7 protein-coding genes are annotated in these 21,609 nt (G+C 71.4%); 1 reads left to right on the forward strand and 6 read right to left on the reverse strand.

Annotation, left to right across the window (positions count from 1 at the left end; translation table 11 throughout):
- Positions 1-4 precede the first annotated feature (4 nt).
- The 4 genes from P1V51_08200 to P1V51_08215 all read right to left on the reverse strand — a co-directional run bounded on the left by P1V51_08200 (position 5) and on the right by P1V51_08215 (position 18,573).
- Positions 5-1,582 carry an aldehyde dehydrogenase family protein gene (locus P1V51_08200; protein ID MDF1563011.1) on the reverse strand — a complete coding sequence of 526 codons (1,578 nt, stop codon included), beginning with the start codon at positions 1,580-1,582 and terminating at the stop codon, positions 5-7.
- 161 nt (positions 1,583-1,743) lie between these two features.
- Positions 1,744-16,269, reverse strand: a complete 14,526-nt coding sequence (locus P1V51_08205; protein MDF1563012.1) for a hypothetical protein — start codon at positions 16,267-16,269, stop codon at positions 1,744-1,746.
- A gap of 154 nt (positions 16,270-16,423) precedes the next feature.
- Positions 16,424-17,821: a sigma-54 dependent transcriptional regulator gene (locus P1V51_08210; GenBank protein ID MDF1563013.1), complete on the reverse strand. Its 1,398-nt coding sequence runs from the start codon at positions 17,819-17,821 to the stop codon at positions 16,424-16,426.
- Positions 17,822-17,838: 17 nt separating this feature from the next.
- Positions 17,839-18,573 carry a hypothetical protein gene (locus P1V51_08215; protein ID MDF1563014.1) on the reverse strand — a complete coding sequence of 245 codons (735 nt, stop codon included), beginning with the start codon at positions 18,571-18,573 and terminating at the stop codon, positions 17,839-17,841.
- A gap of 67 nt (positions 18,574-18,640) precedes the next feature.
- Between P1V51_08215 and P1V51_08220 the strand changes: the two genes are divergently transcribed.
- On the forward strand, positions 18,641-19,351 hold the full coding sequence (locus tag P1V51_08220) for a cytidylate kinase-like family protein (GenBank protein ID MDF1563015.1): 711 nt from the start codon (positions 18,641-18,643) through the stop codon (positions 19,349-19,351).
- Here P1V51_08220 and P1V51_08225 read toward each other — a convergent pair.
- Both P1V51_08225 and P1V51_08230 read right to left on the reverse strand, forming a co-directional pair.
- Positions 19,348-19,791 (reverse strand): hypothetical protein, encoded by a 444-nt coding sequence (locus P1V51_08225; protein ID MDF1563016.1) that lies wholly within the window; start codon positions 19,789-19,791, stop codon positions 19,348-19,350. The genes P1V51_08220 and P1V51_08225 overlap by 4 nt on opposite strands.
- 105 nt (positions 19,792-19,896) lie before the next feature.
- On the reverse strand, positions 19,897-21,570 hold the full coding sequence (locus tag P1V51_08230; protein MDF1563017.1) for a tetratricopeptide repeat protein: 1,674 nt from the start codon (positions 21,568-21,570) through the stop codon (positions 19,897-19,899).
- Between the last annotated feature and the right edge of the window lie 39 nt (positions 21,571-21,609).

Consider the following 21,609-nt stretch of genomic DNA (forward strand, 5'->3'; position numbering starts at 1 on the left):
TCGCTCACTCCTCGACGAGGGTGCGGCTCTGCTCTCGCATGAACTGCAGGGTGTAGTACGGGCCGCAGCCGCCCTTGCCGGTGCTGCCGGAGCCCTTCCAGCCACAGAAGGGCTGGGCGCCCGGCCAGGCGCCGGTGGTCGCGCCGGTGCGCTTGTTCACGTAGGTCACGCCGGACTCGATCTCGTCGAAGAAGCGCGCGATCTCCGCCTTGTCGGCGCTGTAGAAGCCGGCGGTGAGGCCGTACTCGGCGCGGTTGCTCTCCTCGAGGGCCTGGTCGAGGGAGTCGACCACGCCGATGGCGAGGAAGGGCGTGAAGAACTCCTCCATGAAGAGGGTGCTCTCCAGGGGGGCCCGGGCGATGGTGGGGGCCACGAAGCGGCCCTTGGCGAGGTCGCCCTCGGTCAGGCGCTCGCCGCCGTGGAGGATCTCGCCCTCCTTCTTCGCCTGGTCGACCGCGCCCTGCCAGGTCCGGATGGCGCCCTCGCTGATCACCGGGCCGAAGTAGACGTCCTTCTGGGTGACGTCACCGATGGTGATCTCCCGGGTGAGCTTCAGCAGCTTTTCGACGAAGGCGTCGGCCACGTCCTTGTGCACGTAGACGCGCGAGCAGGCGCTGCACTTCTGGTTCTGCAGGCCCCAGGCGGACTTCATGACGCCCATGGCGGCCATGTCGAGGTCGGCCGAGGGCATGATGATCGCCGGGTTCTTGCCGCCCAGCTCGAGCAGGCAGGGCTTGATCCACTTCTGGCTCATGCCGTGGAAGATGTGGAGGCCGACGGCCTTGGAGCCGGTGAAGACGACGCCGTCCACGCCCGGGTGGAAGACCAGGGGATCACCCATCACCGAGCCGCGGCCGGTGAGGAAGTTGATCACGCCCGGGGGCACGCCCGCGTCGCGGTAGCACTCGAAGACCTTCAGGCCGGTCCAGGGGGTGTCGGTGGCGGGCTTGTAGATGACCGCGTTGCCGGTCACCAGCGCCGCCGAGGACATGCCGAAGGAGAGGGCCGCCGGGAAGTTGAAGGGGGCGACGCAGGCGAAGACGCCGTAGGGGCGCAGCACGTCGGTGTTGGTCTCGATCGGCGTCAGCTTGTTCATGTCGCGGACCCAGCCCTTGGCGTCCTCGACCTGCTGCGCGTAGTAGTCGATGAGATCGGCGGACTCCTCGGCGTCGCCGAGGGCCTCGAGGCGGTTCTTGCCGACCTCGATGCTCATGATGGCGGCGAGCTCGAACTTGCGCTTGCGCACGACCTTGGCGGCCTCGCGCAGGATGGCGACGCGCTCCTGCCAGGGGCGGGCGGCCCAGGCCTTCTGGGCGGCGCGGGCGGCCTTCACCGCCATGTCGACGTGCTCGAGCTGGCCGTTCTGGAACTTGCCCAGCACGATGCTGGTGTCGATGGGCGAGACGTCCGTGTTGGGCTCGGCGTCGGCGGTGACCTCCTCGCCCCCGATGACGAGGGGGTGGGTCTTGCCGAACTCGCCCCGGATCTTCTCGAGGGCCTCGTCGAAGTACTGGTGGACCTCCTCCATCTGATCGGCGGTGGTCGTGTAGGTGATGCGCAGGTTCTCGGGAGCCGTGGCCATGGCAAACCTCCTTGAGGGGTCGCAATCGTTCGAGAGGGGTCCGCAACCTACCGCTCGCCCCCGGGCGCGGCAAGGACCGCCGTCCGGGGCCGGAGGGCCCTGGAACACGCTGTTTCAGCCGCCCGGAGCGTTCTTCCGGGCGGCTCGGGGTGCGCGGAGCGCTAGCGTCGGCGCCGCCGCAGGGGCAGGGCCAGGAGCGCCAGCAGGGCCGCGAGGGCGATCCCGCCGCCGCCGACGTCGCTCTCGGACGCCATGCAGTTGCAGCCGCGGCCGGTGCCGACGTCCGGCGGCTCGGCGACGGTGAAGGTCCGGATCTCGCCGAAGCCGGTGCCGCCCTCGCTCCCCGCGATGGCGCAGAAGTAGTAGGTGCCCGCGCCGGGGTTGGGCAGCGTCTCGGCGAACTGCACCGCGAAGTTGCCGGCGCCCAGGATGGTGCCCTCGCCCTCGCCGGCGGGCACCCGGGTGCCGAAGCTGTCGTCGCAGGCGGCGGGCTCCTGCAGGCTGTAGCGGAACCAGCCCACCGCGTCGAAGCCCTGCGGGTTGCCGGAGCCGGCGAGGGTGACCTGCTGGGCGTTGGACGAGCTCGAGAGGGTCAACACCAGCGGCGGCACGTCGGCGGTGGTGAAGGACTGCACGTTCCCGAAGGCCGCGCCCGCCAGGTTGCTGGCCGCGGCGCAGTAGTAGTAGGTCGTGCCGGGGCTCAGGCCGGCCGCGTTCACCGAGAAGGGCGCGGGGCTGAAGGCCGCGCCCAGGGCGATGCCGCCGGTGTCCGGCACCCGCTGGCCGAAGGCGTCGTCGCAGGTGCCCGGGTCGGTGTCACCGAGGCGGAACCAGCCGGTGGCCTCGGTGCCGTTCGGGGTCGCGGCGCCGGCCAGGGTGGCCGAGGTCCCCACCACGTCCGTCGCCGGATCGGTGACCACGTCGGGCGCCGTGGCGCCGGTGGTGAAGGACTCGAGCTGCCCGAAGGTCATGCCCAGGCCGTTCTCGGCGATGGCGCAGTAGTAGTAGGTCACGCCCGGATCGAGGCCCGTGGCGGGCTCGGAGAAGGCGACCGGATCGACGCCGGCCCCGAGGTCGTGGCCGAGGGCGTCCGGCAGGCGGATGCCGAAGCTGTCGTCGCAGCTGCCGGGATCGACGCTGTCGATCCGGAACCAGCCCAGGGTCAGGTCGGCGTTGGGGTTGGCCGTGCCGTTGAGGACCGCCGAGGAGAGATCGACCCCGGTCGCCGGATCGGTGGTGACGCTCGGGTAGTCGGCCGGGGTGGTCAGCATCCGCACCTCGCCGAAGCCGAAGCCGTCGCTGTTCTGGGCGATGGCGCAGAAGTAGTAGGTGGTGTTCGGCGTCAGGCCGGTGAGGGTCTCGGTGAAGGGCGTGACCCCGGCGCCGGCGGTGATGGGGGTGCCGCCGCTGGCGGGGAGCCGGGTGCCGAAGAGGTCGTCACAGCTGCCCGGGCTGGTCGTGCCGTAGCGGAACCAGGCGGTGGTGGCGAGGGGGCCGGGTTCGGCCGTGCCGTGGAGGTCGGCGCCGGTCGCGACGATCTGGTCGGCCGGCTCGGTGGTGACCCGCGGCGAGCCGAGGGTGGTGAAGGAGAGGACCGCCCCGAAGCCCAGGCCGGTGGCGTTCTGGGCGACGGCGCAGAAGTAGTAGGTCGTCCCCGCCGTGAGGCCCACCAGGCTTTCGCTGAAGGTGACCGGGCTGGTGCCCGAGCCCAGGGAGGTGCCGCCGAAGGAGGGCGCCCGCATCCCGAAGGTGTCGTTGCAGGTGCCCGGGCTGGTGGTGTCGTAGCGGAAGTAGCCGGTGGAGGCGCCGGCGTTCGGGTTGGCCACGCCCTCCAGGGTGGCGGTGGTGTGGCCGAGGCTGGTGGCCGCCAGGGTGGTGGTCGCCGGGGCCTCCAGGGTGGTGAAGGAGAGGACCGAGCCGATCCCCGTGCCGGTGGCGTTCTGCGCGATGGCGTAGAAGTAGTAGGTCGTGCCGGGCTGGAGGCCGGTGATGCCCTGGGTGTAGGGGACCGGGCTGCTGCCGGAGCCCAGGGCGGTGCCGGAGGCGGCCGGGGCCCGGGTGCCGAAGCTGTCGTTGCAGAAGACCGGATCCGCGGTGTCGTAGCGGAAGTGGCCGGTCGTCGCGGCGAGGTTCGGGTTCGCCGAGCCGCCGAGCACCGCGCTGCTGCCGGTGATCGAGGTGGCCGCCACGGTGGTCACCGAGGGGCTCGCCGGGGTGGTGAAGGAGAGGACCGTGCCGAAGCCCGGGCCGGTCGAGTTCGTGGCGATGGCGCAGTAGTAGTAGGTGGTGCTCGGGGTCAGGCCGGTGATGCCCTGGCTGTACTGCACGGCGCTGCCGCCGTTGCCGAGGCTGGTGCCTCCCGCGAAGGGCGCCCGCGTCCCGAAGGTGTCGTTGCAGCTCGACGGAGCGGTGCTCGCGTAGCGGAAGTAGCCGGTGCTGGCGGAGAGGTTGGGGTTCGCCCAGCCCTCGAGGGTGGCCCCGGTGCTGCTGACGCCGGTCGGGGGCAGGGTGGCGACCGTCGGCGCAGAGGGCGTCGTGAAGGAGAGCACGCTGCCGTAGCCGGCGCCGGTGGCGTTGGAGGCGATGGCGCAGAAGTAGTAGGTGGTCCCCGCCGTGAGCCCCGAGATGGCCTGCGAGTAGGGCACGGCGCTGCTGCCGTTGCCGAGGTCGGCGCCGCCGGAGGCCGGCATCCGCGTGCCGAAGCTGTCGTTGCAGAAGGTGGGATCCGTGGCGCTGTAGCGGAAGTAGCCCGTGGTGGCCGTCAGGTTCGGGTTGGCCGATCCGTTGAAGACCGCGCCGGTGCTGGTCACCGAGGTCGCCGCCACGGTGGTGACGGTGGGCTCGGCCGGGGTGGTGAAGGAGAGGACCGTGCCGAAGCCCGGGCCCTCGCTGTTGGTGGCGATGGCGCAGAAGTAGTAGGTGGTCGCCGGGGTGAGGCCGGTGATGCTCTCGGCGTAGGCCTGCGGGGCGCTACCAGCGCCGAGGTCGGCGCCGCCGCCGGCCGGGGCGCGGGTCCCGAAGGTGTCGTTGCAGGTGCCCGGGCTGGTGGTGGCGTAGCGGAAGTGGCCGGTGGTGGTCGAGGCGTTCGGATCCGCCGAGCCGTTCAGGGTCGCGCCCCAGCCGGAGAGGCTGGTGGCCGCCAGGGTGGTGACCGCGGGAGGCGCCAGGGTGGTGAAGGAGAGCACCTGGCCGAGCTCCAGGCCCACGGCGTTCTGGGCGATGGCGCAGAAGTAGTAGGTCGTCCCGGGGACGAGACCGGTGAGGGTCTGGGTGTAGGTCACCGGGGTGCCGCCGGCCCCGAGGGAGACGCCGCCGGTGGCCGGGGTCCGGGTGCCGAAGCTGTCGTTGCAGGCGCCCGGGTTCACGGGGCCGTAGCGCAACCAGCCGGTGGTGGCCGAGAGGTTCGGGTTGGCGCTGCCCTCGAGGGTGGCGGTGCTGCCGGCCACCCCGCTGGCGGCGAGGGTGGTGACGCTCGGGCTCGCGAGGGTGGTGAAGCTCTGCACCCCGCCGAAGGTGCGCCCCTCGGCGTTCACCGCCGCGGCGCAGAAGTAGTAGGTCGTCGCCGGCGAGAGGCCGGTGACCGCGAGGCTGTAGGGCACGGAGAGGTTGCCGGCGCCGAGCGCCTCACCGCCGGTGGAGGGGTGGCGGGTGCCGTAGGCGTCGCTGCAGGTGCCCGGCGCGGTGGTGCCGAGGCGGAAGTAGCCGGTGGCGGCCGCGAGGTTCGGATCGGCCGAGCCCTCGAGGGTCGCGCCGGTGCTGCTCACCGCCGTCGCGGCGAGGCTCGCCACGGTGGGCGCCGCCGGGGTGGTGAAGGAGAGCACGCTGCCGAAGTCGGTGCCGGTGGCGTTCTGGGCGATGGCGCAGAAGTAGTAGGTCGTCCCGGCGGCCAGGCCCGAGACGGCCTGCGTGAAGGGCACGTTCGCGCTGCCGGCGCCGAGGTTGGCGCCGCCCGAGGCGGGCGCCCGGGTACCGAAGCTGTCGTTGCAGACCGAGGGATCGGTGCTGCTGTAGCGGAAGTAGCCGGTCGTGGGAGACAGGTTCGGGTTGGCCGAGCCGGCCAGGACCGCGCTGCTGCCCGTCACCGAGGTCGCGGGCGAGGTCACGACGTTGGGCGCCGCCGGCGTGCTGAAGCTCGAGATGGCGCCGAAGGAGGTGCCCTGGGCGTTACTGGCGATGGCGCAGTAGTAGTAGGTCGTCGCCGCGGAGAGGCCCACCAGGCTCTGGCTGAAGGGCACGGGGACGCTGCCCGAGCCGAGGCTCGCGCCGCCGGTGAGGGGAGCGCGGGTGCCGAAGCTGTCGTCACAGGCGCCGGGGTTGGTGGTGGAGTAGCGGAAGTGCCCGGTGGTGGCCGAGTTGCTCGGGTTGGCGGAGCCCTCGAGGGTGGCGCTCGTGGCCGCGACGGAGGTCGCGGGCGCGGTGGTCACCGTGGGCGGCGCCGCGGTCGTGAAGGAGAGGACGAGGCCGAAGCCGGTGCCGTAGGTGTTCGAGGCGATGGCGCAGTAGAAGTAGGTCGTGCCCGTCGTCAGGCCGGTGATGGCCTCGGAGAAGGGGACGCTGGCGCCGCCCGAGCCGAGGTCGGTGCCGCCCGCCGCCGGCACCCGGGTGCCGAAGGCGTCGTTGCAGACCCCCGGATCGGTGGTGGCGAAGCGGAAGTGCGCGGTGGTCGCCTCGAAGTTGGGGTTGCCGGAGCCGGTGAGGGTGGCGCCGGTGCCGGTCACCGCGGTCACGGCGCTGGTCAAGACGGTCGGCGCCGCGGCGGTGGTGAAGGTCTGCACGCCGCCGAAGCCCGTGCCCTCGGAGTTGGAGGCGATGGCGCAGTAGAAGTAGGTCGTCCCGGTCGAGAGGCCCGTGAGCGGCTCGCTGAAGGGCACGGGGCTGCTGCCCGACCCGAGCGAGGTGCCGCCGGCGGCCGGGAGCCGGGTGCCGAAGCTGTCGCTGCAGGTGCCCGGATCGGTGGTCGAGAAGCGGAAGTGCCCGGTGGCCGCCCGCAGGTTCGGGGTCGCCGAGGCCTGGAGGGTGGCGGTGGTGCTGGTCACGCCGGTGGCGGCCAGGGTCGCGACGGTCGGGGCCGCCGGCGTGGTGAAGGAGAGGACCGCTCCGTAGCCGTTGCCCGTGCCGCTCTGGGCGATGGCGCAGAAGTAGTAGGTCGTGCCGGCGCCGAGGCCGGTGAGGGCCTGCGAGTAGGGCACCGGGCTGCCGCCCGCACCGAGGGAGACACCGCCGGCGGCCGGGGCCCGGGTGCCGAAGCTGTCGTTGCAGGTGGTGGGGTCGGTGCTGCTGTAGCGGAAGTACCCGGTGGTCGCGTCGAGGTTCGGGTTCGCCGAGCCGTTGAGCACCGCGCTGGTGCTCGTGACCGAGGTCGCCGCAGCGGTGGTCACGGCGGGCAGGGTCGGCGTGGTGAAGGAGAGCACGGCGCCGAGGGCGGTGCCCTCCGCGTTGATGGCGATGGCGCAGTAGTAGTAGGTCGTGCCCGAGGCGAGGCCGGTGAGGACCTCGGTGTAGGCCAGCGGGGCGGCGCCCGAGCCGAGATCGGTCCCGCCCGTGGCCGGGACGCGGGTGCCGAAGCTGTCGTCACAGACCCCGGGGGAGGTCGTCGCGTAGCGGAAGTGGCCGGTGGTGGGGGAGCGGTTGGCGATCGCCGTGCCCTCGAGGGTGGCGCCGGTGGCCGAGACGGCGGTGGCCGGATCGGTGGTCACGACGGGGACGTCGGCGGTGGTGAAGCTCTGGAGCACGCCGAAGCTCGTGCCCACCGCGTTGGTGGCGATGGCGCAGAAGTAGTAGGTCGTCCCGGCGGAGAGGCCGGAGAGGGCCTGGGTGTAGGGCACGGGGCTGCCGCCGCTGCCCAGGGAGGCGCCGCCGGTGGCCGGAGCGCGCAGGCCGAAGCTGTCGTCACAGACCCCGGGGTCGGTCGTCGCGTAGCGGAAGTGGCCGGTGGTGGCCTCGAGGTTGGGATCGGCGGACGCCGAGAGGATCGCGCTGGAGCCGGTGATCGCCGTGGCGCTGCCGGTGGAGACCGAGGGGGCGTCGGCGGTGGTGAAGCTCAGCACGCCGCCGAAGGCCGTGCCCTCGGCGTTGGTGGCGATGGCGCAGTAGTAGTAGGTCGTCCCGGTCGAGAGGCCGGAGAGGGTCCGCGAGTAGAAGACGTCGGAGCTGCCCGCCCCCAGCGCGGTGCCGCCGGTGGCCGGGGTGCGCGTGCCGAAGGTGTCGTTGCAGGTCCCCGGATCGGTGGTGGCGTAGCGGAAGTGGCCGGTCGAGGCCGAGAGGTTGGGGTTGGCGGCGCCCTCGAGGGTCGCGCCGGTGCCGCTCACCGCCGAGGCGGCGAGGGTGGTCACCGCCGGCGCCGAGGGCGTGGTGAAGGAGATCACGCTGCCGAAGCCCGTGCCCGTGGCGCTCTGCGCGATGGCGCAGAAGTAGTAGGTGGTGCCGGAGGCGAGGCCGGTGAGGGAGTTGGAGTAGGGCACCGGGCTGTTCCCCGAGCCCAGGTCCGTCCCACCGGAGGCCGGGGTGCGGGTGCCGAAGCTGTCGTTGCAGGTGGTCGGATCGGTGCTGCTGTAGCGGAACCACCCCGTCGTGGCGTCGAGGTTGGGATCGGCCGAGCCGTTGAGCACCGCGCCGCTGCTGGTCACCGAGGTCGCCGCGGCGGTGGTCACCGTCGGCAGAGTCGGGGTGGTGAAGGAGAGCACGGCCCCGAAGGAGGTGCCCTCGGCGTTCGCCGCGATGGCGCAGTAGTAGTAGGTCGTCGAGGAGGCCAGCCCGGTGAGGACCTCGTCGTAGGGGAGGGCGCTGCTGCCGGCGCCCAGGGCGGTCCCGCCGGAGGCCGGGGCGCGGGTGCCGAAGCTGTCGTTGCAGGTGCCCGGATCGCTGGAGGCGTAGCGGAAGTAGCCGCTGGTGCCCGAGAGGTTCGGGTTGGCGGAGCCCTGGAGCGTGGCCCCGCTGGCGCTGACCGCAGTCGCCGCGAGGGTGCTCACGGTCGGGGCGTCGGGCGTGGTGAAGGAGAGGACGCCGCCGAAGGCGGTGCCCACGGCGTTCGTGGCCGCGGCGCAGAAGTAGTAGGTGGTCGAGGCGGAGAGGCCCGCGAGCACCTCGTCGAAGGAGATCGGCGTGCCGCCGGCGCCCAGGTCGGTGCCGCCCGAGGCCGGGACGCGGGTGCCGAAGCTGTCGTTGCAGGTGCCCGGGTCGATCGTGCCGTAGCGGAAGTAGCCGGTGGCGGCGAGGAGCTGCGGGTTGGCCTGGCCGTCGAGGGTGGCGCCGGTGCTGCTCACGCCGCTGACGGCGACGGTGGTGACGGTCGGCGCCGCCGCGGTGGAGAAGGAGCGGACCACGCCGAAGCCGGTGCCCTCGGCGTTGTTGGCGATGGCGCAGTAGTAGTACGTCGTCCCGGTGGCGAGCCCGGTGACGCTCTGGGTGTAGGGCACGGGCGCGCTGCCGGCGCCGAGGGAGGCGCCGCCGCTGGCCGGGGCCCGGGTGCCGAAGCTGTCGTTGCAGGTGCCCGGATCCGTGGCGCTGTAGCGGAAGTAGCCGGTGGTCGGCGAGAGGTTCGGGCTGGCCGTGCCCTCGAGGGTGGCGCTGGTGCCCGTCACCGCGCTGGCGGTCACGGTGGTCACCCCCGGCGGGCCGGTGGTGGTGAAGGAGAGCACGCCACCGAAGTCGAGGCCGGTGGCGTTCTGGGCGATGGCGCAGAAGTAGTAGGTGATGCCGCTCGAGAGGCCGCTGATGGCCTGGGCGAAGGCGATGGGGCTGCCGCCGGCGCCGAGGGAGGCGCCGCCGGTGGCCGGGGTGCGGGTGCCGAAGGTGTCGTCGCAGCTGGCCGGAGGCGTGGCCGAGTAGCGGAACCAGCCGGTGGTCGAGGAGAGGTTCGGGTTGGCCGAGCCGTTGAGGGTCGCGCCCGAGCTGGAGATCAGGCTGGCGGCGACGGTGGTGACCGTCGGGGTGGCCGGCGTGGTGAAGGTCGCCACGCTGCCGAAGCCGGTGCCCACGGCGTTCGAGGCGATGGCGCAGAAGTAGTAGGTGGTGCCCGAGGAGAGGCCGGTGATGGCCTGGGTGTAGGGCACGGCGATGTCGCCGGCACCCAGCGAGGCGCCGCCGGAGGCCGGGGCGCGGGTGCCGAAGCTGTCGTCGCAGGTGCCCGGATCGGTGGTGTCGTAGCGGAAGTAGCCGGTGCTGCCGTTCAGGTTGGGATCGGCCTGGCCGGCCAGGGTGGCCCCCGAGCTGGTGATCGAGCTGGCCACGCCGGTGGTCACCGTCGGGGCGGCGGGCGTGGTGAAGGAGAGGATCTCACCCACGGCGTTGCCCACGCTGCTCGAGGCGAGGATGCAGAAGTAGTAGGTCGTGCCCGGGTTCAGCGAGGTGACCGCCTGGGCGTGAGGCACCGGCGTGTTGCCGCCGCCGAGGTCCGCCCCGCCGGTGGCCGGGGTGCGGGTGCCGAAGGTGTCGTTGCAGGTGCCCGGGTTGGTGGTGCTGTGGCGGAACCAGGCGGTGGTGGGATCGCCGTTGGGGTTCACCGTGCCGTTGAGGGTCGCGCCGGTGGAGGCGATGGCCGTGGCCGCCAGGGTGGTCGCCGCGGGCGGCGCCGCCGGGGTGGTGAAGGAGAGGACCGGCCCGAGGGTCTTGCCCACGCTGCTCTCGGCGATGGCGCAGAAGTAGTAGGTGGTCGCCGGCGCGAGCCCGGAGAGGGGCTGGGCCATGGCGACCGGCACCGAGCCGCTCCCCAGGGAGTAGGTCGTGGAGACCGTGCCGAAGGTGTCGTTGCAGCCCGCCGGATCGGTGGTGTCGTAGCGGAACCAGCCGGTGGTCGTGTAGCTGTTCGGGGTGATCGCGGCGTTGAGGGTCGCGGTGGTCGAGGTGACCGGCGTGGCGGCCAGGGTGACGACCGTCGGCGGGGTGGTCGTGGTGAAGCTGCGGACGGTGCCGAAGGAGATGCCCACCGCGTTCTGGGCGACGGCGCAGAAGTAGTAGGTCGTCCCCGGGGAGAGCCCGGTGATCGCCTGGGAGAAGCTGGTGTTGCTGGTGCCCGAGCCGAGGTTGGTGCCGCCGGTGGTCGGCGCCCGGGTCCCGAAGCTGTCGTTGCAGGTGCCGGGGCTGGCCGTGCCGTAGCGGTACCAGCCGGTGGTGGCGCTGCCCCAGGGGTTGGCGTAGCCGTTGAGGGTGGCGAGGGTGGGGCTGACGCCGGTGGCGCTGTTGGTGCCGACCGTCGGCTCCACGGAGTCGGTGGTGAAGGTCTGCACCGAGCCCCAGCTGGTGCCGTAGGAGTTCCGGGCCAGCGCGCAGTAGTAGTAGGTCGTCCCGGGCTGGAGGCTGGTGCGCGAGCGGGAGAAGCTCACGACCCCGGCGCCGGTGCCGAGGTAGGTGTCCGAGGTGCTCGAGGAGGGCCAGCGGGTGCCGAAGACGTCGCTGCAGACCCCGGGGTTCGAGGTCGAGAAGCGGAAGTAGCCGTAGGTCCCGTTGTTGTTGGGGTTGGCCGTGCCCTGGAAGACCACCGAGGAGGAGGTGATCGAGGTGGGCGGCTCGGTGGTGACGATCGGCGCGTCGGCGGTGGTCACGGAGACCACCGTGCCGAAGGCCGTGCCCTCGGCGGAGGAGACGATGGCGCAGTAGTAGTAGGTGGTGCCCGCCGAGAGGCCGCTGATGGTCTGGTTGAAGGAGACGCCCGAGGTGCCCGAGCCCAGGCTGGTGCCACCGGTGGTGGGCGCCCGGGAGCCGAAGGTGTCGTTGCAGGTGCCCGGGTCGGTGAGGGCGTAGCGGAACCAGCCGGTGGTGGCCGCGCCGTTCGGGGTGCCAGTGCCGTAGAGGCGCACCGAGGAGTTGGTGATGCTGCCCGCGGCCTCGGTGACCACCGTCGGCGGCGTCGGGGTGGTGAAGCTGACGATCGAGCCGAAGGTCTTGCCGACGCTGTTCTCGGCGATGGCGCAGTAGTAGTAGGTCGTGCCGGCGACGAGGCCGGTGATGTCCTCACTGAAGGAGACGTTGTTGGTGCCCGCGCCGAGGGCGTCCCCGCCGGTGGTGGGGGCCCGGGTGCCGAAGGTGTCGTTGCAGGTGCCGGGGCTGGTGGTCGAGTAGCGGAACCAGCCGGTGGTGGCCGCGCCGCCCGGGTCGGAGGCGCCGCGCAGGGTGGCGGTGGTGCCGGTCAGGTTGATGGCGCTGTAGGTCGTCGCGGTCGGGGCGTCGGGCAGGGTGGTGAAGGAGAGCACCGAACCCCAGCTGGTGCCGTAGGAGTTCCGGGCCAGGGCGCAGTAGTAGTAGGTCGTCCCGGGCAGGAGGCTGGTGTAGGAGCGGGCGTAGAAGACCGGGGCGCTGCCGGTGCCCAGGTAGGTGTCGGAGGTCGTGGAGCTGGGCCAGCGCGTACCGAAGCTGTCGCTGCAGGCGCCCGGATCGGTGGTGGAGAAGCGGAAGTAGCCGTAGGTGCCGGCGGCGTTGGGGTCGGCCGAGCCGTTGAAGAGCACCGACGAGGAGGTGATCGAGGTCGGCGGCTCGGTCGTCACCGTCGGCGCGTCGGCCGTGGTGAAGGTGATCACCGCGCCGAAGGCGGTGCCCTCGGCCGAGGAGACGATGGCGCAGTAGTAGTAGGTCGAGCCCACCGAGAGCCCGGCGATGGACTGGGAGAAGGAGACCCCGCTGGTGCCGGTGCCGAGGTTGGTGCCGCCGGAGGTGGGGGCGCGAGAGCCGAAGGTGTCGTTGCAGGTCCCCGGATCGGTGGGGCTGTAGCGGAACCACCCGGTGGTGGCGGAGCCGTTGGGCGTGCCGGTGCCGCGCAGGGTGGCGTCGTCCTGGGTGATCCCGGTGGCGGGATCGGTGGTGACCAGCGGCGGGGTGGGCGTCGTGAAGCTCACCATCGAGCCGAAGGCCTTGCCCACGCTGTTCTCGGCGATGGCGCAGTAGTAGTAGGTCGTGCCCGCGACGAGGCCGGTGACGTTCTCGTTGAAGGAGACCGTGCTGTTCCCGGCGCCGAGGGCATCACCGCCGGTGGTGGGGGCGCGGGTACCGAAGGTGTCGTTGCAGGTGCCGGGGCTGGCCGTGGCGTAGCGGAACCAGGCGGTGGTCGTGGCGCCGCCGGGGTTCGCGCCGCCCCGCAGCTGGGCGCCGGTGCCCGTCAGGGCGGTGGCGCTGTAGGTGCTCACCGTCGGCAGGGCGGCCAGGGTGGTGAAGGACTGCACGGTGCCCCAGGAGGTCCCGTAGGAGTTCCGGGCCAGGGCGCAGTAGTAGTAGGTGTTCCCCGGCAGGAGGCCCGTGAGGGTGCGGGCGAAGGGCACCGCAGCCGTGCCGGTGCCGAGGTAGGTGTCGGAGCTCGTCGACGAGGGCCAGCGGGTGCCGAAGCTGTCGCTGCAGGTGCCCGGGTTGGTGGTGGAGTAGCGGAAGAAGCCGTAGGCGCCGTTGCTGTTCGGATCACCGGTGCCGTTGAAGACCACCGAGGTGGCCGTGATCGAGTTCGGCGCCTCGGTGGTCACCGCCGGCACGTCGGCGGTGGTGAAGCTCATCACCGCGCCGAAGGCGGTGCCCTCGGCCGAGGCGGCGATGGCGCAGTAGTAGTAGGTGGTCCCGGCCGAGAGGCCGGAGATGGCGCGGGAGTAGGGGACCGCGGCGGTGCCCGAGCCCAGGCTGGTGCCGCCGGTGGTGGGCGCCCGCGAGCCGAAGACGTCGTCGCAGTCGGTGGGCTCGGTCAGGGCGTAGCGGAACCAGCCGGTGGTGGCCGAGCCGTTGGGATCGGCCTGTCCCCGCAGGGTGGCCCCGCTGTTGGTGAGGCCGGTGATGGTGTCGGTGGTGACGATGGGCGGCGTCGGCGTGGTGAAGCTGACGATCGTGCCGTAGGTCTTGCCCTCGCTGTTCTCGGCGATGGCGCAGTAGTAGTAGGTGGTGCCGGCGGTCAGCCCGGAGATGGTCTCGTTGTAGGAGACCGTGCTGGTGCCCGAGCCGACGTCGTCGCCGCCGGTGGTGGGGGCGCGGGTGCCGAAGGTGTCGTTGCAGGTGCCCGGGCTGGAGGTGTCGTAGCGGAACCAGGCGGTGGTGGCCGCGCCGCCCGGATCGACCCCACCGCGAAGCAGCGCGGTGGTGGCGGTCAGGCCGGTGGCGCTGTAGGTCGAGACCCCCGGCGGATCCGCGAGGGTGGTGAAGGACTGCACCGTGCCCCAGTTGGTGCCGTAGGAGTTCCGGGCCAGGCCGCAGAAGTAGTAGGTGGTGCCCGGCAAGAGTCCGGTGATCGTGCGCCCGAAGGGCACCGGATCGGTGCCGGTGCCGAGATAGGTGTCCGAGACGGTCGAGGAGGGGATGCGCGTCCCGAAGCTGTCGCTGCAGGTGCCGGGGTTGGTGGTGCTGTAGCGGAAGAAGCCGTAGGCGCCGTTGCCGTTCGGATCGCCGGTGCCGTTGAGGACGACCGAGGAGGAGGTGATCGAGGTCGCCGGCTCGGTGGTCGCGACCGGCGCGTCGGCGGTGGTGAAGGTGAGCACCGCGCCGAAGGCCGTGCCCTCGGCGGAGGTGACGATGGCGCAGTAGTAGTAGAGGGTGCCGGCCGAGAGGCCGCTGACGTTCTGGTAGTAGCTGACGGCGCTGCTGCCGGAGCCGAGGTTGGAGCCCCCGGTGGCGGGCGCGCGCGAGCCGAAGGTGTCGTTGCAGGTGACCGGATCGGTCGTGCTGTAGCGGAAGTGGCCGGTGGAGGTGGCCAGGTTGGGGGTGCCGGTGCCGTTGAGCCGGGCGCTGCTGTTGGTGAGGCTGGAGGCGGGCTCGGTCGTCGCCAGGGGCGGGGTGGGCGTGGTGAAGGTGCGGACGGTGCCGAAGGCGATGCCCACCGAGTTCTGGGCGATGGCGCAGAAGTAGTAGGTCTGGCCAGCGACCAGGCCGGTGACGGCGTCGTTGAAGCTCACCGTGCTGTTGCCCGAGCCGAGGTCGTCACCGCCGGTGGTGGGGGCGCGGGTGCCGAAGGTGTCGTTGCAGCTGCCGGGGCTGCTGGTGGAGAAGCGGAACCAGCCCGAGGTCGTGGCGCCGCCGGGGTTCGCCGAGCCGTTGAGCTGCGCCGTGGTGCCGGTCAGCAGGGTGGCGCTGCTGGTGCTCACCGTCGGGAGGGCCGCCAGGGTGGTGAAGGACTGCACGCTGCCCCAGTTCGTCCCGTAGGAGTTCCGGGCCAGGGCGCAGTAGTAGTAGGTCGTGCCCGGCACGAGGCTGGTGTAGGAGCGCGAGTAGTCGACCGGGACGTCGCCGGTGCCCAGGTAGGTGTCCGAGGTGCTGGAGGTGGGCCAGCGGGAGCCGAAGGCGTCGCTGCAGGTGCCGGGGTTGGTGGAGCTGAAGCGGAAGTAGCCGTAGGTGCCGTTGAGGTTGGGCGTGGCCGAGCCCTGGAAGACCGCGCTGGTCGCCGTGATGGAGGTCGGGGGGTTGGTGGTCACGTCCGGGGCGTCGGCGGTCTTGAAGGAGACCACGGTGCCGAAGGCCAGGCCCTCGCTGTTCTGGGCGATGGCGCAGAAGTAGTAGGTCGTGCCGGCCGAGAGCCCGCTGACGTTCTGGTAGAAGGTGATGGACGAGGTGCCCGAGCCGAGGGCCGAGCCGCCGGTGGCCGGCGCCCGGGAGCCGAAGACGTCGTCGCAGGTGCCCGGATCGGTGAGGCCGTAGCGGAACCACCCGGTGGCCGAGGCGCCGCTGGGGATGGCCTCGCCGTTGAGGCGGGCGCCGCTGCTGGTGAGGCTGCTCGCGGGGTTGGTGGTGACGATCGGGGCCGAGGGCGTGGTGAAGCTGCGGACGGTGCCGAAGCTCTTGCCCACGCTGTTCTGGGCGATGGCGCAGAAGTAGTAGGTCGTCGCCGAGGAGAGGCCGGTCACGCCCACGGCGTAGCCAACCGACGAGTTGCCCGAGCCGAGGGCCGAGCCGCCGGTGGTGGGGGCGCGGGTGCCGAAGACGTCGTCGCAGGAGGCGGGGTTGGTCGTGGAGTAGCGGAACCAGCCGGTGGTCGCCGCGCCGCCCGGGTTGGCCGAGCCGTTGAGCTGGGCGGAGGTGCCGGTGACGAGGGTGGCGCTGGAGGTCGAGACCACCGGGGCGTTGGCCAGGGCGGTGAAGGAGAGCACCTCGCCGAAGGAGGTGCCGTGGGTGTTACTGGCGATGGCGCAGTAGTAGTAGGTCGAGCCCGGCTGGAGGCCGGTGATGCCGCGGGTATAGGAGACCGGGGAGTTGCCGGAGCCCAGGGCGGTGCCGCCGCTGGCCGGAGCGCGGGAGCCGAAGCTGTCGTCACAGGTGCCCGGATCGATCGTGTCGTAGCGGAACCAGCCGGTGGAGGAGGCCGCGCTGGGGTTCGCCGAGCCCTCGAGGGTGGCGGTGGTGCTGGTGATGGCCGTCGCGCCGACGGTCGTCACGGCGGGGGCGCCCGGCACCGTGAAGGAGACGATCCCTCCGAAGGCGGTGCCCGAGGCGTTGTTCACGATCGCGCAGAAGTAATAGGTGACCCCCGAGGTCAGCCCCGTCGCGAGGATCGAGTAGGGGACCGAGCCGGTGCCCGAGCCCAGATCGGTGCCGCCGGTCACCGGCACCCGGGTGCCGAAGGCGTCGGTGCAGGTGCCGGGATCGGTGGCGCTGATCCGGAACCAGCCGGTGCTCTGCTCGCCGTTCGGGTTGCCCGTGCCGTTGAGCTGGGCCGAGGACGTCGTGATCGACGTCGCCGCCGAGGTCGAGGCCGTCGGCGCGGCGGCGAGCGAAGGAACGGCAGTCAGGAGAACCACTGCGGGCAGAAGAGCCCGGGCAAGAGCACGGCGCATGGGGCAACCCCTCCGGTTGGGTGTCGAGACGACCCAACGAGTTTAGGGGATCGCGCGCGGCCCGGATACGATCGGAGCGAGGGGGGCGGATTTCCCCCGGAGAGCCCGAATTCGGGCTCTATTCGGCAGAAGTGGGGGGCTCGTCCCCCTCGTCATCCTCCCCGTCGGACCAGGCGGAGAGCTTCCGGTAGATCGTCCGGGTGGAGAGGCCCAGGAGGCGGGCGGCGAGCTGCTTGTCGCCCCTCGTCTGCTCCAGCGTCGCGAGGATCACCGAGCGCTCGATCTCCTCGAGGGGAGCGCCGACGGGCACCACCAGCTCCCGCCGCGCACCGCCGCGCTGCTGGGCGATCTCCTCGGGCAGCTCCGGGAGATCGATCCGGTCGCCGCGGCAGAGGACGACGGCCCGCTGCACGATGTTCTGCAGCTGCCGCACGTTCCCGGGGAAGGCGAAGCCCTCCAGGGCGTTCATCGCGGCCTCGGTGAAGCCGGCGAGGTTCTTGCCGTTCTCCGAGGCGTAGCGGGCCAGGAAGTGCTGGGCGAGCAGCGGGACGTCTCCGCTGCGCTCGCGCAGGGGCGGCAGGGTCAGGGTGATGACGTTCAGGCGGTAGAAGAGATCCTCCCGGAAGGTGCCCTGGGACACCGCCTCGGAGAGGTCCTTGTTGGTGGCGGCCAGCACCCGGACGTCGGCCCGGAGGGTCTCGCCGCCGCCGAGCCGCTCGAACTCGCCGCTCTGCAACACCCGCAGGAGCTTGGCCTGCACCGGGGCGGAGAGCTCGCCGACCTCGTCGAGGAAGAGGGTCCCGCGATCGGCCCGCTGGAAGCGTCCGGCCCGCCGCGCCGAGGCGCCGGTGTAGGCGCCCTTCTCGACGCCGAAGAGCTCCGACTCCAGCAGGGTCTCCGGGATGGCCGCGCAGTTCACGGCCACGAAGGGGCCGTCGCTGCGCTCGGAGAGGGCGTGGAGGGCCCGGGCGATCAGCTCCTTGCCGGTGCCCGACTCGCCCTGGAGGAGGACGGTGGCGTTGGAAGGGGCGGCCTGCCGCACCAGATCGAGGGAGGCGCGGAAGGCCGGAGACTGGCCGATGAGCCCGTCGGGGGAGGCCAGGGTCTTCAGGCGGGCCCGCAGGGTGCGGTTCTCCAGGACGAGGGCCTGGCGATCGAGGGCCTTGCGGACGGCCTTCACGATCACCATCCGCTTGAGGGGCTTGGTGACGAAGTCGTAGGCCCCCTCCTTCATCGCCTCCACCGCGGTCTCCACCGTGCCGTGGGCGGTCATCAGGACGACCTCGATCTCCGGGGCGATGGTCCGGACGGCGCGCAGCAGCTCGGTCCCGCTCATCCCCGGCATCATCAGATCGGTGAGGACGACGTTCACCTCTTCTGCCCGGAGCAGCTCGAGGGCCTGCGCCCCGTTGGTGGCCTTCAGGACCTCCCACTCCTCGCGGGAGAAGATCCGCTCGAGGGAGTCGAGGTTCGACTGCTCGTCGTCGACGATCAGGACCTTGGGCGGGGCGTCCATCTCACGCTCCTCCACGCTTACTTCCCGACGGGGGCGTGCACGCCGAGGGTGAGGGAGGGGAAGAGGACGTGCCCGCCCGAGCCCTCCGGCAAGGGGTGATCGATCCCGCCGCTCCAGTCGGTGACATAGCGGGACAACTTCAGAGGCACCCAGGTGATTCCGGCGCCCAGGGAGAGCCAGTCGGTGGCGAAGGCCTCGGCCCGCAGGCCGAAGGCCAGGACCAGCCCGTCCATCGCCCGATCCTCGCCGATCACGCCGTAGCCGGCGCCCAGGTGGATCGACGCGTCCCACCAGCGGCGGGCGGTGGGGGAGAGCACCTCCAGCGCCTCCAGGAGGGCCGCCGGGTGCCAGCCCAGCTCGAGGGTGGCCAGGCCGGCGCCGCCCCGCTGGGAGCTGCCGAGGTCCCAGCCGTGGCCGCGCAGCTGCAGCAGGATGCTGGCGTGGCCCCGGATGTTGTAGCCGATGCCCAGGCCGAGCCCGAGGCTGTTCTCGGTCTGCTGCACCAGGAGGGGATCGACGAAGGGGCGCTCGAAGACCGGCACCTGATCCGCGATCCGGGGACCGTCCAGGGTCCAGGCGGAGTAGCCCGGCTCGAGGCGGATGGTCAGCCCCTCCTCCAGCCGGCGCTGGGGCTCGACCGGGGCGCCGTCCGCCCGGGCGAGGGCGGGCAGCAGGAGGAGGGCGAGGAGGGGGAGGGTGAGGCGGTGCGGCATGGGAGGCGCGTACCAGAGGAAGGCGTCGCTGTCAGCCACCCGCAAGTGCCTAGGTTGATGGCATGGAGCGAGGGGCTCCGGGCCCCTCGCGAAAAGGAGGCGCACGATGATCCGCAGAGGTCCCGGTCATCTCGATCATCTGATCGACCGCCACGTGGCGCTGTTGGATGTCCAGAAGCGAGTCCAGTCCGAGAAGGCCGGAGAGCGCGCTGCCCAGGCCGCCCCCGAAGAGGGGCACTGGTTGACCGTCTCGATGGGGATGGGGGTGCAGGGCGAGGCGATCGGCCGGGCGGTGGGTGAGCGCCTCGGCTGGCGGGTCTTCGATCGCGAGCTCCTCGACGTGATCGCCCGGACCGAGCACACCCGCGAGCGACTGCTCGCCCGCCTCGACGAGCGAGCGGTGGGCAAGCTCGAGGAGTTCTTCTCCCGCTTCCTGATGCCCCGGGAGCCGAGCCGCTCCATCCTGGTCAACGACCTGATGCAGGTGATCTGGGCCCTGGGCCGGGAGGGCTCGGTGGTCCTCCTCGGGCGTGGCGCGAACTTCGTCCTCGCCGGCACCGGCGGCCTGCGGGTGCGGCTGGTCGCCACGCTGGAGGAGCGCGTCGCGCGGGTCGCCGAGGAGGAGAAGCTCTCGAGCGCCGAAGCCAAGGCCAAGATCCTCGCGGACGACACCCGCCGGGAGGGGTTCCTCCGGCAGACCTACGGCCGCGCGATCAACGATCCCCGAGCCTACGACCTCATCCTGAACACCGGCACGCTGGGGGTGGAGCGGTCGGTGGAGCTGATCCTCACCGCCCTGGGCGAGGAAGAGGTCTAGTGCCGCCAGTCGGCGCGCACGAGCTTCCAGTCCTCACCCTCGAGGGTGAAGCCGAAGTCGAGCTCGATGCTGTCGGCGCTCGCGGGGACGATCGTCTCGCCGCGGGCGAGCAGGGCCTTCGTCTGCACGTCGGCCTGGGTCGAGCTCTCCAGGGTGATCTGCCGCTCGGTGAGGAGCACCTGGGTCCAGCGGCCCTGGCGCAGCTGCACGAAGAGCATCCCCTTGAGCTGGTCCCGGGTCATGCCTCGCCCTTTGAAGGACTCGGAGACGTGCTCCATGATCCCGCCCAGGTCCTGCTCCCGCGTCGCCTGCACCATCTCGTCGAGCACCGCCGAGATCGCCTCCTCCGGCGTCTTGGGCTCGTCCGAGGAGAAGAGGAAGAGCCCCGCCGCGACGAGGCAGGAGCCCAGGACCAGCAGAACCAGCGTGCGGACCGACATCCCCCGAGTCTACCCACTCGCAGCTCATAGCTCGAAGCCAATCGAGCCGCCACCGGCGGACTGCGGCGGCTCGAGAGCAGAGCGAGTCGATGTGCGTCGCCGGGGCTACCGGATGAGCGCCTTCGACTCGTCCATCCAGGGCTGGTAGTAGCGCTTGAACTTCTTGTCCTTCTTCAGCGCTTCGCCCACGTCCTCCCGGATCTTGTTGAGCTTGTCCCGCTCCACCCGGTCGTTCTTGAAGAAGGTGAGCGCCTTGGCGAAGAGGGGCAGCGCCTCGTTGAAGTGACCCTGCTCGGAGTAGAGCCAGCCCATCGCCTCGTAGACCTCGGCGTACTGCTCCTTGATGCCGACGGCGGTGTTGTAGGCGTCGATCGCCTTGTCGTACTCCTTCTTCCGCTCCTCCTCGTCCTTCATGCCCCGGGCGGCCTTCTGATGGATCATGCCGATCCGCAGGTAGGCCTCGCGCGCCTCCGGGTCCGCCTTGATGGCGTCCTGGAAGTGCTTCGTCGCCTCCTCGATGTGCTCGTCACCCTTCTTCAGGAGGATGTTGCCGTAGGCGACGTGGTAGTTGGCGGACTTCGCGACGTTCTTGCCCCAGAGCTCCATGATCTGGAGGGCCTCCTCGGCGCGGTTCTGCTCGAGGAGCGCGAGCGCGGCGAGGTGATAGGCGCGAGGAGCGTAGGGGTAGTTCTCGTAGGCGGTCTGGAGGGCCGGCAGGGCGGTGGCGTTGCCCATGTTGGCCAGGGCCACGCCCTTGGCGAAGTGGGCCACCGGCAGCTTCGGCGCCGCCGCGAGGGCCTCCTCGGCCGCGGTCACGGCCTTCTGGTACTCGCGGTTGTAGATGTGGAACTCGGCCAGGGTCGCCTTGGCGTAGGCCAGCAGGTAGGGGTTCAGCTCGCCCTCGGGGCGGGCGAGGACGTCGTCGAGGTTGTCCTTGGCCTTCTTGACGTCGTCGTCGCGGGCGATGTTGACCCGCGACTCGAGGAGCAGGCCCAGGATGTGGTTGGGGTTCGCGTCCAGGGTCTTCTTCACGAAGCTCTTGGCGTTCGTGAGCTCGTTGTCCTGCAGGTAGATCTCGGCGGTGTAGGCGTTGTAGCGCGGGTTGCGCCACTCGCTCTCGGCCGCCGCCCGCAGGCTCTTGCGCGCGTCGCCCAGCTTGCCCTGGTAGCGCTGCGCCAGCCCGAGGCCCTCGAAGATCGAGGCGCCGCGGCCGCCCTGGTTGACGATGTCGACCAGGTAGGTCTCGGCCTCGGCGTACTTGCCCTCGGCGACCATGAGGATGCCCTTGGCGCCGTAGCGCTCCTGCTTCTGGACGTCCTTCTTCTCGGCCTGCCCGGAGAAGTCGTTGGCGACGGCCTTGGCGCTCTCGATCCCGTACTCCTGGTAGAGGCGGGCGTTGATCAGGGCCTTGGTGGCCACGACGTACTTGTGGCCCGAGTCGAGGCCGAGGGCCTCGTCGAGCAGCGTCTGGGCCTTGGCCAGATCGGCGGGGTTGTCCCGCATCATCGCGTCCTTGGCCTGCGACGCGAGATCGCGCACCTGCTCCTGGACCTGGACGTGGTTCCAGTAGAAGTAGAGCGCGCCCATGAAGAGCCCGGTGGCGATGATGATCTGGATGGAGGCCTTGCCGAAGGACTCGCGCGTGACCGGAGCGGTCCGCTGGAAGCCCTCGACGAAAGCCTCGTCGGGCAGCTGTGCACCGCTGCTGCCGTTGGTCCCGCCGTCAGCAATCTTCTCGTCGTCAGACACCGGCTCGACCTCGCGCTGGGGGCTCGACATCCACAGCCTCCGGAAAAACCCCTGTAGGACAAGGGGGTT

It is taken from the genome of Deltaproteobacteria bacterium (assembly GCA_029210625.1).
Taxonomy (GTDB): Bacteria; Myxococcota; Myxococcia; order SLRQ01; family SLRQ01; genus JARGFU01.